At 74.6% G+C, this 13,883-nt stretch carries 9 protein-coding genes; 7 read left to right on the top strand and 2 right to left on the bottom strand.

All coding sequences use genetic code 11. The features are described from left to right. Positions 1-247: 247 nt before the first annotated feature. Positions 248-2,767, bottom strand: coding sequence for a GTPase-associated protein 1-related protein (locus ACH4RG_RS28375; RefSeq protein ID WP_398540453.1), 2,520 nt, complete (start codon positions 2,765-2,767; stop codon positions 248-250). Positions 2,768-2,934: 167 nt separating this feature from the next. On the opposite strand from ACH4RG_RS28375, the gene ACH4RG_RS28370 reads away from it, so the two are divergent. The 7 genes from ACH4RG_RS28370 (at position 2,935) to ACH4RG_RS28340 (ending at position 12,884) form a co-directional block, all read left to right on the top strand. After that, complete coding sequence (locus tag ACH4RG_RS28370; RefSeq protein ID WP_397922085.1) at positions 2,935-3,774, top strand: alpha/beta fold hydrolase; 840 nt, start codon at positions 2,935-2,937, stop codon at positions 3,772-3,774. Between the two features lie 132 nt (positions 3,775-3,906). Beyond that, entirely contained in the window at positions 3,907-4,737 is an 831-nt protein-coding gene (locus ACH4RG_RS28365) for a hypothetical protein (protein ID WP_397922087.1), read from the top strand. A 9-nt stretch (positions 4,738-4,746) separates the two neighbouring features. Next, positions 4,747-6,927 carry a bifunctional serine/threonine-protein kinase/ABC transporter substrate-binding protein gene (locus ACH4RG_RS28360; RefSeq protein ID WP_397922089.1) on the top strand — a complete coding sequence of 727 codons (2,181 nt, stop codon included), beginning with the start codon at positions 4,747-4,749 and terminating at the stop codon, positions 6,925-6,927. Position 6,928: 1 nt separating this feature from the next. Next, the gene (locus ACH4RG_RS28355; protein WP_398540452.1) at positions 6,929-9,202 is read left to right on the top strand and encodes an ABC transporter substrate-binding protein; all 2,274 of its coding nucleotides are present in this window, start codon (positions 6,929-6,931) and stop codon (positions 9,200-9,202) included. A gap of 392 nt (positions 9,203-9,594) precedes the next feature. Beyond that, a complete protein-coding gene (gene tdh, locus ACH4RG_RS28350; RefSeq protein ID WP_397930941.1) occupies positions 9,595-10,623 on the top strand; it encodes an L-threonine 3-dehydrogenase in 1,029 nt (342 codons plus the stop codon). A gap of 91 nt (positions 10,624-10,714) precedes the next feature. Then, the gene (locus ACH4RG_RS28345; protein WP_397922095.1) at positions 10,715-11,914 is read left to right on the top strand and encodes a glycine C-acetyltransferase; all 1,200 of its coding nucleotides are present in this window, start codon (positions 10,715-10,717) and stop codon (positions 11,912-11,914) included. Between the two features lie 46 nt (positions 11,915-11,960). Next, the gene (locus ACH4RG_RS28340; RefSeq protein ID WP_397922097.1) at positions 11,961-12,884 is read left to right on the top strand and encodes a LysR family transcriptional regulator; all 924 of its coding nucleotides are present in this window, start codon (positions 11,961-11,963) and stop codon (positions 12,882-12,884) included. Between the two features lie 86 nt (positions 12,885-12,970). Here the strand turns inward: ACH4RG_RS28340 and ACH4RG_RS28335 are convergent, their stop codons facing one another. Continuing rightward, positions 12,971-13,852: a phytanoyl-CoA dioxygenase family protein gene (locus tag ACH4RG_RS28335; protein ID WP_397922099.1), complete on the bottom strand. Its 882-nt coding sequence runs from the start codon at positions 13,850-13,852 to the stop codon at positions 12,971-12,973. Positions 13,853-13,883 lie beyond the last annotated feature (31 nt).

The raw sequence follows: 13,883 nt of genomic DNA, 5'->3' as shown, positions 1-13,883 counted from the left end.
CAGCGTCGTGGTCGGCCCCCGCCCCGGATGTGGCCGCACTGCTCACGACGTTCCATCAGACTTGCATCACCGTGCTCGGACACCTGGACAAGGCGGGGGAGGCCGGATCCGCCACCGAGCTGGGCGCGTCGATCGGGAAGGTGAACCGACTCGCTCCCCCGCACGCTCACTCATGCGGATGCCGCTGCCGGGCAGCGGTGGCGCGCAGACCTACGGACCCGAGTTCCTCTCCGTGCCGACCTGCGGCTCACCCCCGCCGCACCCGCCCCGCGATCCGGCGGCCCAGCCGCCCCAGGGCGCTGACCCGGTTCCAGTCGCGGAAGGCGTCGGCCCGGCCGCTGCTGCCCGTGCGGCCCACCGTCTCCTCGACCTCCGCCACGGCCTCGGCCGACATGCCGCGTACGGCGGGGCGCAGGACGTCGTCGAGGAGGGCGGCGGCCACCGGCGGCCAGGCGCGGCCCGCGTGCGGGTGGGCGGTCCAGACGGTGAAGCAGTCCGCCGCGTAGGCGGGCTGGGTGCGCAGCCGCGCCCGTACGGTCTCCGTCCGGGCGGCCCGGTCGTACGCGGCGATCAGCTCGGCGTCGTCGCCGTGGACGAAGTCGTACAGCTCCGCCCCCGGGCGGTCCGGGGCCAGCAGCCGTTCGACCAGGGCCGCGTGCGCCCGCTCCCGGAGCACCGGTTCGACCGGCTCCGCCTGGGCGCACAGCATGCGTACCCGCTCCGCCCAGCCGGGTTCCGGGGCGCCCGTGCGCAGTTCGCGTACGAGGACCAGCAGGTGGAGTCCTGCCCGCTCCCGGCCGCCGATCTCCTCGGGGAAGCCGCGCAGCAGGTCGTGGGCGAGGCCGGCCGCCTCATCCGTGCCGGCGGCCGACGTGCCACCGGCGGATGCGTCGACGGCTGACGTACCACCGGCCGACGTGCCACCGGCCGACGGGTCGGCGGCGGACGCCCCCAGCGCCGCGTCCACCAGGCGCGCCCACGTACCGGCCGCGCGGTGCGCGTCCGAGGTGGCCGCGTCCAGCAGCAGCCGGGCCTCCCCGACCGTCGGGGCCCGGTCCTCCCACACCAGGCCGGCCGCCGTGCGCAGGACCAGCGGCTCGGCGAAGGGGGAGAGGCCGGCCGCCCGCAGCACCCGGTGCCACACCGCCGCCCGGTCACCGCCCAGGGTCGCCATCGCCTCCGGCACCTCGGCGCACATCCGCAGATGCGGCAGCGCCTGCGTACCCGTGAACGGCAGCGTGACCCGCTCCAGGAACCGGGCCACCGCCCCGGGGCCCCCGGGCGCGATCCGGTCCAGCGCGCCGAGCAGCGCCGTCCGCACCTCGAACTGCTCGTCCAGCAGCTCCAGCAGGGCAGGTGCGAAGCCCGGGGGGCCATCGTGGGCCGCCGCCTCCGCCAGCAGAGCGGGCGCCAGCCGGTCCACGACCCCCGGCAGCGACTCCTTACTGTCCACGCCCAGCAGGCGTGCCACTCGCAGGAGTTGTACGGTGCGCGCCACCGAGCGTGATCCGACCGTGTCGGCCAGCTCGGTCAGGATCTCCGGGCCCAGCCGCTCGGCGACCTCCGCCCCCTCCGGACCGGCGAACGCCTCCCGGCGCGGCAGTTCCAGCGAGCCGTTGCCGCCCCGTACCGCCTCCGTGACCAGCATCGCCGCGAGCGGTGCCGTCACCGATGCCGGGCAGCGGCCCTCCAGCGCGCCGAACAGCCGCCCGGCCGCGTCGAATTCCGGGCCCGTACGGTCGTCGACGGCGGGGGAGGTGAGCGCCTCCACCAACTGGCCCGTGCGCTCGGCGTCCAGCGCGTACGGGCGATCGGCGGCCCAACCGGCAGCCGCCGCCCGCCCGTCCGGCCCCAGTTCGACCCCCGCACACAGGGCCGTCACGGCCAACGGGCCGGCGGCGAACGGCTCCCCGGGCAGCTCCCGCGCCTCGCTGAACAGCTCCGGCGACCGGCTTCGCCAGACCCGCGCCGCCGTCGCCGCCCACGCGTCGGCCGGGCCGTCGCCGGCCGGAGGCGGCCCCGCGCACGCGTGCACCCGCAGACCTGCCGCCCGTGCCGCCGCCGCGTCCTCGGGCCCCACCCCCACCACCCGCGACGCCGAACCCTCCGGCCGCCGGGTGTACGTGGTGAACGTCAGGCGCTCCGCGCTCTCCCTCGGCAGGGTGACCGACGCGAGCCCCAGCCACCGGGCCACGTCCGCGCACTGCCGCTCCACCAGCACCACGGGCCTGTCCCCGCTCGCCCCGGCGTCGCTCGCCCGGCGTAGATCCGCCAGCACGGCCGCGAGCCAGGGGCCGCGCGAGACGGCGAAGTCGTCGAGGCCCTCGGAGACCGCCGCCGGACCCGGCGGCAGCGTCAACGGGTCCGGTATCGCCCCGCTCGGGGTCACCGCCACCCAGTGCGGCGACCGCCACGCCTCGACCGGCAGCCGGTCGCCCGGCAGCGGAACCCCCGGCGGCAGATGCACCGCGTGCGCGTGGAACCGTACGCCCGGACCCGCGTGGCCGCCCGCGTCCCGCACCGGGGCCGAACGCGCCACCAGCCGGCTGCCGTCGGACAGGAGAAAGTAGCCGAACGCCTGCGGCAGCGCGCGCAGTTCGCCGTCGGACGGCCGGTCGGGAACGCCCCCGGGAAGCTCGTAGCGCACCAAGGGCTCGATCTCCGCCAGCAGAGCACCCGACACTCCTGGACCGACCGCCGTGAACCGGCCCGCCGTTCCCTCGTCCCCCGGCGCGGCGGAGGTGTAGTGCACCTGTGCAAGGCTCATCTGTCGGCCCTCTTCGTCCTGCCGCGCCCGATCCCCGTGCCCACCCCGTACGGCTGGGGTCGGGGGAAGAAGTCCGCAGCCGCGGGGGCGACGTTATCAAGGACGGGGACGGAATCCCTACGCTGCGTCAGGTGCTGCCCCGGGGACCGCTGTACTACGTTGACCCCATGGGCGACGTCAAGCTTTCCGCAGGCGTGATCGAGTACCACGACACCGGTGGCGAGGGGCCCGTCGTGGTTCTCCTGCACGGCGTGGCCATGGACGGTTCCCTGTGGGACGAGGTCGTCGCCGGGCTCGGTGACGGGGTGCGCTGCATCGTGCCGACCCTGCCGCTCGGCGGCCACCGCAGGCCGATGGATGCTGGGGCCGACCTCTCCGTCATCGGGGTCGCCCGGCTGGTCGCGGAGTTCCTGGTAGCCCTCCGGCTGGAGGACGTGACGCTGGTGATGAACGACTGGGGCGGCGCACAGGCCCTCGTCGCGGACGGGCGGGCCGACCGGATCGGGCGGCTCGTGATCACGTCCTGCGAGGCGTTCGACAACTACCCGCCGGGGCTGCCCGGCCGGAACCTCGTCGCCTCCGCCAGGGTGCCCGGAGGGATCAGGGCGGCCTTCTCCCTGCTCCGGCTGCGGCCCGCACGGCGGCTGCCCATGACCTGGGGACGGATGAGCAAGCGACCCGTCCCGGACGCCACGATGGACCGGTGGTTCCGGCCGCTCCAGACCTCCGCGGAGATCCGCCGCGACCTGCGCGCCTACGTGCTCGGCGTACCGGACAGGGCCGAACTCCTGCGGTGGGCCGAGCAACTGCGCACCTTCGACCGGCCCGCGCTCGTGATCTGGGCGACCGAGGACCGGGTGATGCCGCTCGACCACGGGCGACGCCTCGCCGAACTCCTGCCGCGGGGACGCTTGGTGGAGGTCGCCGACAGTTACACACTGATTCCCCAGGACCGGCCCGACGCCCTCGTCGAGCACATCGGCGCCTTCCTCGCGGAGACCGCCTGAGGGGGCGGAGCCCGGTTCCCCGGGGCGGTGCCGTGCATGTCCCGACGAGGTAACAGTCCCTCTTCGGGACCCGCCGACCGCGCCGGGCGAACCTATGATCGACGCGGTGTCGAGGAGGAACGGGGAAACGCTGTGACCTGTCACGTGCCGTTAAGAGGGGCCCGGTACGCGCTGCCCCTGGCCCTGGTGACCGTGCTGCTCGCCGGCTGCTCCGGCGCGGCGGACGACCCGGGGGGAGCGGAGAAGCGCGATGCCTCGATGAGCGCGAGCGCGAGTCCGGACGCCGTCGGCGGCACCGGTGCCGGGCCGTCGCCCGAGGCCTCGCTCGTACCCGACCCCGCCCGGCTCCCGAAGACCCCGGCCCAGGCGCGTGACCTCATCGGCCGCGTCATCGCCGGCCCCGACAGCTTCGGCCCCGGGGTGGTGAAGCGGAGCCCGTACGAGAGCGACCCCGCGACCTGGCCCGTGCTCGGCGAGGACTGTGTCTGGCAGCAGCGGAAGCCCGCGTACAGCGTCCTGGCCACCCTCACCCGGTCGTTCGAGCTGCCCGCCGAGGAGGGAAAGGGGCCGGTGCGCCTCGGTGCCGTCGTCACCGTGCACCGTACCCGCGAGGACGCGGCCTGGGAGATGGCGGAGTCGATGGAGGAGAGCATGCGCTGCCCCACCCAGCAACTGCGCAAGGGCGAGACGATCGGATCCATGGTCGCCGCGGGCCTCCTCGGCGGCGAGAGCACCCAGAACACCTCCGAGGACTTCCTCAACGAGATGGGGGAATACCGGAGCTCCGAACTGGGCGGGCCGCACCACTACTCCTGGCAGCAGGCGCAGACCCTCCAGTTCACCGTCGCCGTGACCGGCAAGGGGGCGAAGGGGCGCACCGAGGACGAGATCGACACCTTGGTCAACGAGGCGTACGGCGCCATGCTGTCCCGGCTCGGAAACGCCGTCGAGAAGCAGAGCTGAGGCCCGGCGATGGACGACCTGCGACCCACTGATCCCGCCCGCATCGGCGGACACCGGCTCCTGGGCCGCCTCGGAGCGGGCGGCATGGGCGTCGTCTACCTCGGGCGCACCGACGCCGGCGCGCTCGCCGCGATCAAGGTGATCCTGCCCGAACTCGCGGAGGACGAGGACTTCCGGACCCGCTTCCGCCGCGAGACCGAGGCCGCACGCCGGGTCGACAGTCCCTGGGCGGTGCCCGTCACCGGCGCCGACACCGAGGGCGCACGCCCTTGGCTCGCAACGGAGTTCGTAGCCGGGCCCACGCTTTCCGATGTCGTCGCCCGGCGCGGGCCGCTGCCCGTGCGCAGCGTCACCGTCCTCGGCCGGCTGCTCGCCCGCGCCCTCACCGCCGTGCACGGAGCCGGGCTCGTCCACCGCGACGTCAAACCCGGCAACGTCCTGCTGACGGCCGACGGCCCCCGGCTGATCGACTTCGGGATCGCCCGCGCCGTCGACGCCACCGCGCTGACCGCCACCGGACTCGTCGTCGGCACCCCCGGATTCCTCCCGCCCGAGCAGGCGTCCGGGAACACCGCGGGACCGGCCGGGGACCTCTTCTCGCTCGGCTGCCTGCTGGCGTACGCGGCCACCGGCCGGCCGCCGTTCGGCGGCGGAGCGGTCGACGCCCTTCTCTACCGGACCGTCCACGACGCGCCCGACCTCGACGGGATCGACGACGCTCACCTGCGCGCCGTCCTGGACCGGTGCCTCGCCAAGGACCCCGGTGAGCGTCCGACCGCCGCCGGCCTCGACTCCCTGATCGCCGAGGACATACCCGCCGACCCCACCGCCGACTGGCTGCCCGAGGACGTCGTCCGGATCATCGCGGAGCGGTCCGCCGCCGTGCTGGCCCTGCCCGGCATCGACGCCACCGTCACCGAGAAGCCCGGACCGCCGGCACCCGCCCCCGGCCGACGGCGGTTCCTGCTCCTCGCGGCGGGCGGGGCGGTGGCCCTCGGCGCGGGCGCCTTCGCCGCCGTACGCCTCACCGGCGACGAATCCGACGGCGGCGGGGACGGAGCTCCCGGCGCACGCCGCTGGATCATCGGCGTGCACGCCGACCTCACCGGCCCCCAGAGCACCGCCGGACGTGCCCAGGAACGCGGCGCCCGGCTCGCCGTCGACCGCTTCAACTCCCTCGACGACCAGCCGTTCCGGCTCGCCGTGAAGGTCCTCGACGACCGGGGGGATCCGGCCCGGTCCGCCCGCGTCGCCGAGGAGTTCGCCCGCGACCCGGAGGTCGTCGCCGTCATCGGCCCCACGGGCGACGCGGCGGCCGGGGCGGCCCTGGCCGCGTACGACGAGGCGGTGCTGCCGGTCCTGACGGTGTCGGCCCTCCAGATCGCCTTCTCCGCCCGGGCCAACGGCTCCTTCTTTCAGGCCGCCCCCTCCTACGCCTCGCTCAGCGTCCCCATCGTCCACCGACTCCTGCTGCGCCCCGACGTCGAGCGGCTGGGCATCCTGATCGACCGGGCCGGCGGGCAGACGGCCTACCAGGCGGGCTACGCGACGAACCTGATGGCGCCCAACCTCACCACCGGCACCACGCACCCCCGTGTGGTGCCCGCCGGGACGACCGTCTTCGACCCGGTCGTCACCGACCTCCTCTCCCACCGGAGCGACGCCCTCTTCTACGCCGGTGACGCGGCCGGCGCCTCCCGGGTCGCCCGCATCCTGGCCGACCTCTCCTTCCCCGGACCGCGCATGGCCCAGCACACCGTCATGGGGCCGGAGTTCCTGGACCAGGCGGGCGCGGCGGCCGACGGCTGGGAGTTCGTCGCACCGTTCACCGACGCGAGCGCCCCGGCCGCCGCGACGTTCGCCGCCGCCCACCGCAAGCGCTTCGGCGCGGCCCCCGCCGCCTGGTCGGCCGAGGCGTACGACGTTACGGGGCTCGTCGCCCGCGAACTGGCCGCTCTGACCGAGGCCGCGGCCAAGAAGGCGACGGCGAGCGCCACGCCCTCCGGGAGCGACCGCCCCACCCGCTCCCGGCTCACCGCCGCGATCGCCGCCTCCCGGTACGAAGGCGTCTCCCGCACCTACGCGTTCGACGAGGACCGGCAGCAACTCGTCGGCCAGGACGCCCACCTGTACCGGGTGGAGAAGGGCCGGCATCGCTATCTCGGCGCGGCCCCGAAGCCGAAGAGCTGACGTGCGGCCCCTCATCACCGAAGACCCCCGCACCGTCGGCCCGTACCGCACGCTCGTCCGGCTCGGCGCCGGCGGCATGGGGGTGGTCTACCTGGCGCGAACGGCGGGCGGGGCGCTCGCCGCCGTCAAGGTGATCCGGGCCGAGCACGCCGCTGATCCCGGCTTCCGCGCCCGCTTCCGGCGCGAGGCCGAGGCCGCCGCCCGGATCACCGGCCCGTGGGTGGTCCCGGTGCTCGGCGCGGACACCGAGGCCCGCGAGCCGTGGCTGGCGACCGCGTTCGTCCCCGGGCCCTCGCTGGCCGAGGTGGTGGGCGCCGGCGGCGCGCTGCCCACGTCCACCGTCCGGGCGCTCGGGAGCCGGCTCGCGGAGGCCCTCGTCGCGGTCCACGAGGCCGGGCTGAGCCACCGCGACGTCAAACCCGGCAACGTGCTCCTCGCCCTCGACGGCCCCCGCCTCATCGACTTCGGGATCGCCCGCCACGAGGGCGCCACCGCACTCACCGCCACCGACGCGGTGATCGGCACGCCCGGCTACCTCGCCCCCGAACAGGCGTCGGCCGGGCCGGTGGGACCGGCGTGCGACGTGTTCTCCCTCGGCTGCGTCCTGGTGTACGCGGCGACGGGCCGGCGGCCGTTCGGCGACGGCGGCGCGGCCGGTGTGCTGTTCCGTACGGTCCACGAGGAGCCGGACCTGGCGGGTGTGCCGCCCGAGTTGCTGCCCCTGATCACCGCCTGCCTGAGCAAGGACCCGGCCGCCCGGCCGCCGGCGAGCCGCATCGGCGACGACCTGGGGGCGGCCGGGGAAGCCGACCGCGGCCGGTCGGGCAAGAGCCCGGGGCCGGCCCCGCTCCGGCCGCCGGACCCCCGTGCGGCCTGGTCCCCCCGGGCGGCACCGGACGGGACTCCGGCCGTGGAGCCGGGCACCGCCCCGCCCCCGGAGTCCTGGTTCTCGTTGCCCGGGCTCTCCGCCCTGATCGCCGAACGTTCCGCGGCCGCCCTCGCGCTGCCGGACCCCGAGCCGCTGCCCGCCACCCTCGTCCCTGACGAGGACGAGGCGGCACCGTCGGCGGCGGGCCTCACGCGGCGGAGGCTCCTGATCGCCGGTGCCGCCGGGGCCGTCGTGGTCACCGGCGGCTCCACCGCGGCGTGGCTCGCCGGGCGGCGGTCCGCCGGCTCCGCGTCGGGCTCCGGCGCACCGCCCACGTACACGATCGGGCTCCACGCCGACCTCAGCGGGCCCGGTCGCGCCGCCGGGCTGGCCCACCAGCGCGGCGTACGGCTCGCGGTCGCCGATCACAACGCCCGTACCGATACGGCGTTCCGCCTCGCCCTGCGGACCGAGGACGATGCCGGGGACCCGCGCCGGGCGTTGCGGGCGGCCGACCGGCTGGGCTCCGACCCCGACGTCATCGCCGCGGTCGGGCCCACCGGCGCCGTGCTGGCCGAGGACGTCGTCCAGCGGTACGGCGCGGCGCGGCTCGCCCTGGTCGTCGTCGCGGCGGGCTCCACCACGGCATCCGAAACGGCCGCCCACCTCTGCGTGACCCGCCCGTACGACCGCATGCTTGCCCCGGGCCTCGTCGGCTACGTCGTCCACACCCGCTCCGCCGAGCGCGTCCTCCTCGTCCAGGACAGCGACAGCGACGGCACCGGCCTCGGCGGACAGCTGGGCAGCGCGATCCGCGACACCCCGCCGACCGACGCCACGCTCATCGAACACGCGCTCCCACGGGGCGACGCCGGCTTCGGCGCGGCCGCCCGCAAGGCCATGACCAGCGGGGCGGACGCCGTGGTGCTCGCGAGCGGCGACGCGACCCGGGCCGCCCGCCTGGCCACCGCACTGGCGGGCGAGGGCTACACCGGCAGCAGGGCCGCCGCCGGACCCGCCCTCGGCCCCGCCTTCCTCGCGGGCGCGGGCGCCGCCGCCGAGGGCTGGGTCTTCGCCGAGGCGTACGCCGACCCCACGGCCCTCCCGTCGGCCAGGAAGTTCACCGCCGCCCACCGCGAACGCTTCGGCGCACCCCCGGGCACCTGGGCCGCCGAGGCGTACGACGCGGTCGGCCTGATCGCCCGCGCCGCCGGGACCACCAGCGCCTCGGGGCAGGTGCGCAGCGGCACCGCCCGGCGGCTCTTCCGGACCGAGCACCGGGGGATCGTGCGCCCGCTCGCCTTCCACCCGTCCACCCGCCAGGTGCTGCGGTACGAGAACGGGATCTTCCTCTACCGGATCGAGAAGGGCCGCCCCCGCTTCCTGGGCCCGTTCGGCGACGTATAAGGGCTGTCCCGCGCAGGCCCGGAGACGGCAGCGGCCGGTGAAGCCGGGGCCAGGCGTGAAGATCTCCTGCGACCGCGCTTAAGAAATCCTCGATGGACCCGGGCCCCGTCGTGCGGCAGATTTCTCCGTGACGGCCGAGGATGGCGCGTGGAGCCGTGCGATGTGCAGCGGTATGTCGTGCAGCCGTACGTCGTGGAGCCGTGCGGCCGTGCGACGTGCGGCCGTGCAGCCGCAGTACGTCGTGCAAGTCGTACGACGAGCACCGTCCCGTCCCGCCGAGCCCCCGCCATGGGGGGCGACCACCCGAAAACCACCCCGGGCCGCAGGGTTCTTCCGACATGCCCCGAGGCCCGGGGTATTCACCCCGTTACCGACGTCAGGGAGCAGCGGCCGTGAAGGCACTCGTCAAGCAGAAGGCCGAACCCGGACTGTGGCTGATGGACGTGCCGGAGCCGGAGTACGGCCCCACCGACGTCCTCATCAAGGTCTTGCGCACGGGTATCTGCGGCACCGACCTGCACATCCGCGCCTACGACGGCTGGGCCCAGCAGGCGGTCACCACCCCGCTGATCCTCGGCCACGAGTTCGCCGGCGAGGTCGCCGCGACGGGCTCCGACGTCGCGGACATCGCCGTCGGCGACCTGGTCAGCGGCGAGGGCCACCTCGTCTGCGGCAAGTGCCGCAACTGTCTCGCCGGCCGCCGCCACCTCTGCCGCTCCACCGTCGGCCTCGGCGTCGGCCGGGACGGGGCGTTCGCCGAGTACGTCGTCCTGCCCGCCTCCAACGTGTGGGTGCACCGGGTCCCCGTCGACCTCGACATCGCGGCGATCTTCGACCCGTTCGGCAACGCCGTGCACACCGCGCTGTCCTTCCCGCTCGTCGGCGAGGACGTCCTGATCACCGGCGCCGGACCGATCGGCATCATGGCCGCCGCCGTCGCCAAGCACGCCGGGGCCCGCAACGTCGTCATCACCGACGTCAGCGAGTCCCGCCTCGCCCTCGCCCGCAAGGTCGGCGTCAGCCTCGCCCTCGACGTCGCGGACCGGACCATCGCCGACGGGCAGCGGGAGCTGGGGCTGCGCGAGGGCTTCGACATCGGCCTGGAGATGTCCGGCCGCCCCGAGGCGATGCGCGACATGGTCGCGAACATGACGCACGGCGGCCGTATCGCGATGCTCGGCCTGCCCGCCGAGGAGTTCGCCGTCGACTGGTCCCGCATCGTCACCTCGATGATCACCATCAAGGGGATCTACGGCCGCGAGATGTACGAGACCTGGTACGCCATGTCCGTCCTGCTGGAGGGCGGCCTCGACCTCGCCCCCGTGATCACCGGCCGGTACGGCTTCCGCGACCACGAAGCGGCCTTCGACGACGCCGCGAGCGGCCTCGGCGGCAAGGTCATCCTCGACTGGACCGCGTGACCGCGTGACCGCGTGACCGCCTGACCGCCGGACGCGCCCGATCTCCCGACCGCCCTTCGCCTTGATCCCTTTGATCACTTAAGGAATCCGCATGTTCGACTCCGTACGCGACGATCTGCGCACCACCCTCGACGAGATCCGCGCCGCCGGGCTGCACAAGCCCGAGCGCGTGATCGGCACGCCGCAGTCCGCGACCGTGGCCGTCACCTCCGGCGGGCGCGCGGGCGAGGTCCTCAACTTCTGCGCCAACAACTACCTCGGCCTCGCCGACCATCCCGAGGTCATCGCCGCCGCGCACGAGGCGCTGGACCGCTGGGGCTACGGGATGGCCTCGGTCCGCTTCATCTGCGGCACCCAGGAGGTCCACAAGGAGCTGGAGCAGCGGCTCTCGGCCTTCCTCGGCCAGGAGGACACGATCCTCTACTCCTCCTGCTTCGACGCCAACGGCGGCGTCTTCGAGACGCTGCTGGGCCCCGAGGACGCCGTCATCTCCGACGCCCTCAACCACGCCTCCATCATCGACGGCATCCGGCTCTCCAAGGCCCAGCGCCACCGCTACGCCAACCGCGACATGACAGAACTGGAGACGCGGCTCAAGGAGGCGTCCGGGGCCCGCCGCCGCCTCATCGTCACCGACGGCGTCTTCTCCATGGACGGCTACGTCGCCCCGCTCCAGGAGATCTGCGACCTGGCCGACCGCTACGACGCCATGGTCATGGTCGACGACTCGCACGCCGTCGGCTTCGTCGGCCCCGGCGGACGCGGCACGCCCGAACTGCACGGCGTCATGGACCGGGTCGACATCATCACCGGCACCCTCGGCAAGGCGCTGGGCGGGGCCTCCGGCGGTTACGTCGCGGCCCGCGCGGAGATCGTCGCCCTGCTGCGCCAGCGTTCGCGCCCGTACCTCTTCTCCAACTCCCTCGCCCCGGTCATCGCCGCCGCGTCCCTCAAGGTCATCGACCTGCTGGAGTCCGCCGGAGACCTGCGCGAGCAGCTCAACGCCAACACCGCGCTCTTCCGCACCCGGATGACCGAGGAGGGCTTCGACGTCCTGCCCGGCGACCACGCCATCGCCCCCGTCATGATCGGGGACGCGGGCAGGGCCGGCCGGATGGCGGAACTGCTCCTGGAGCGCGGGGTCTACGTGATCGGCTTCTCCTACCCCGTGGTCCCGCAGGACGCGGCCCGGATCCGCGTCCAGCTCTCCGCCGCCCACTCCACGGCCGACGTCAACCGCGCCGTGGACGCGTTCGTCGACGCGCGGGCCGCCCTGGACACGGAGGCGTAACCGCTCACCGGGTCGGGCACGCGCCGCGACCTGGGACAATGGGCACATGATCGATGCGCGGCGGCTGCGAATCCTCCGTGCGGTGGCCGACCACCGCACGGTGACCGCGGCCGCCGCCGCGTTGTACCTGACGCCCTCCGCCGTCTCCCAGCAGCTCGCCGCCCTGGAGCAGGAGACCGGCCACCGCCTCGTCGAACGCGGTGCGCGAGGCGCCCGGCTCACCGCAGCCGGGGAGATCCTGCTGAGCCACACCAACGTGGTCCTGGCCCAGCTGGAGCGAGCGGAGGCGGAGCTCGCCGACTACAGCGCGGGCGTCGCCGGTACGGTCACGGTCGCCGCGTTCGCCACCGGCATCGGCCTCGTTCTCGCCCCCGCCCTCACCGAACTGGCCCGCACCGCGCCCGGCATCCGGGTCAAGGTCCAGGACGCGGAGGGCGACGCGAGCGTGCCGATGGTGCTGGACCGGCAGGTCGACGTGGCGGTGGCCGTCGAATACCGGGGCGCGCCCGCCGAGGACGACCGCCGCCTGACCCGTGTCCCCCTGTACTCGGAGCCGTTCGACGCGGTGCTCCCGGTGGACCACCGCCTCGCGGACCAGGACCAGGTGGCGGTGGCCGACCTAGCGAAGGACCCGTGGATCGGGCCCTACCCGGGCAACCCCTGCCATGACGTGGTGGTCCTGGCCTGCGAGTTCGCCGGGTTCGCCCCCCGCCTCGAACACTCGTCGGACGACTTCCGTGCCGTGGTGGCCCTGGCCGGGGCGGACGCCGGGGTGGCCCTGGTGCCCAGGTCAGCGCTGCGCGGGATGGAGCTGACCGGGGTGGTCGTCCGCCCCGTCGAGGGGAGCGCCCCCACCCGGCGCGTCTTCGCGGCCGTACGGCAGGGGGCCGAGGGCCATCCGCTGATCCGGCCGGTGCTGGACGCGATGGAGGCGGTGGCCGTACGGGAAGCGGGCCTGGCGCGGGTCTGAGCACCGCCCAGGTCCGCCGGGCGGTGCGGGTCCTGTGGCCCGGATCGGGCGGTCCCGGGTCGGGCGGCGCGGGCCACAGGCCCGGGTCAGGGGGCGCCCATGACCAGACCCTCGATGGTGTGCTTCTGCGTGATGGGCGTCAGTTCGTCGACGACCGGGCAGTCGAGGTGGTGACGGACCCGCTGCGGCAGGCCGTCCCAGAACCGCCGTGAGACAGCGGCGTCGTGGCGGTCGGCATTGTGCGCGTCGGGTCCGTCGAGGCCCAGCACGAGGACGGGCCGGGCCTTGGCCGACTCGTTCCTGGTGCCGCGGTGGATGGTGAGCGCGGAGCGGGCCGAGATGTCGCCGCGCTGCGGATACTTGCGCACTGCGAGCTGCTCATAGCGGGGGTGACTCCGGCGCGCCGGGAACATTCCCTGTTCGAAATCGGGCTCGTCGTCCCACTGGGTACCCGGCGCGATCTCGAAGGGCCCCATGTCAGGGGCCGTGTCGACGGCGGTGACGTTGAACGCGAGGGAGGTGAGGCGGCGTTCGGCGCGGGCGTTCTCGGGGATGGGGAAGTCCCGGTGCCATGGCTGGTTCACCGCGCCTTCGAGGGGTACGTCGAATCCGAGCTCGACGATGCGGTAGTCGGGGCCGAGGACGGCGGTGGCCACCGCCCGGACCCAGGGATGGTCGACGAGGTCGACGAATCCCCGCAACTGCTCGGGGTGGATCTCCACGTAGTAGCGGTGGGGCCCCCGGCCCACCGCGCCGCCCGGCCTGGAGCGTGCCTCCTCGAACGCGGTCTCGATGTCCTCGCGCAGCCGGTCGGCCCACTCCACGGTGAAGGCCCCCTTCCGTGCGGTGATGCCGGCCGAATACAGGTTGGCCACGTCCTGCGTCACCTCCACGGGGGCATCGGTGGGGCTGGGCACGGCATCGACGTCAGCGGTGGTGGACGCATCGGCGTTTTCGGGCACGGTCATCCTCGCCTTCTTGCGAACGGAGCGAACGGAG

Source organism: Streptomyces sp. NPDC021019 (genome assembly GCF_044333295.1).
In the GTDB taxonomy this organism is placed as follows: Bacteria; Actinomycetota; Actinomycetes; order Streptomycetales; family Streptomycetaceae; genus Streptomyces.
Note: the sequence above shows the minus strand (reverse complement) of the source record. Positions and strands in the feature narration are given on the sequence as shown.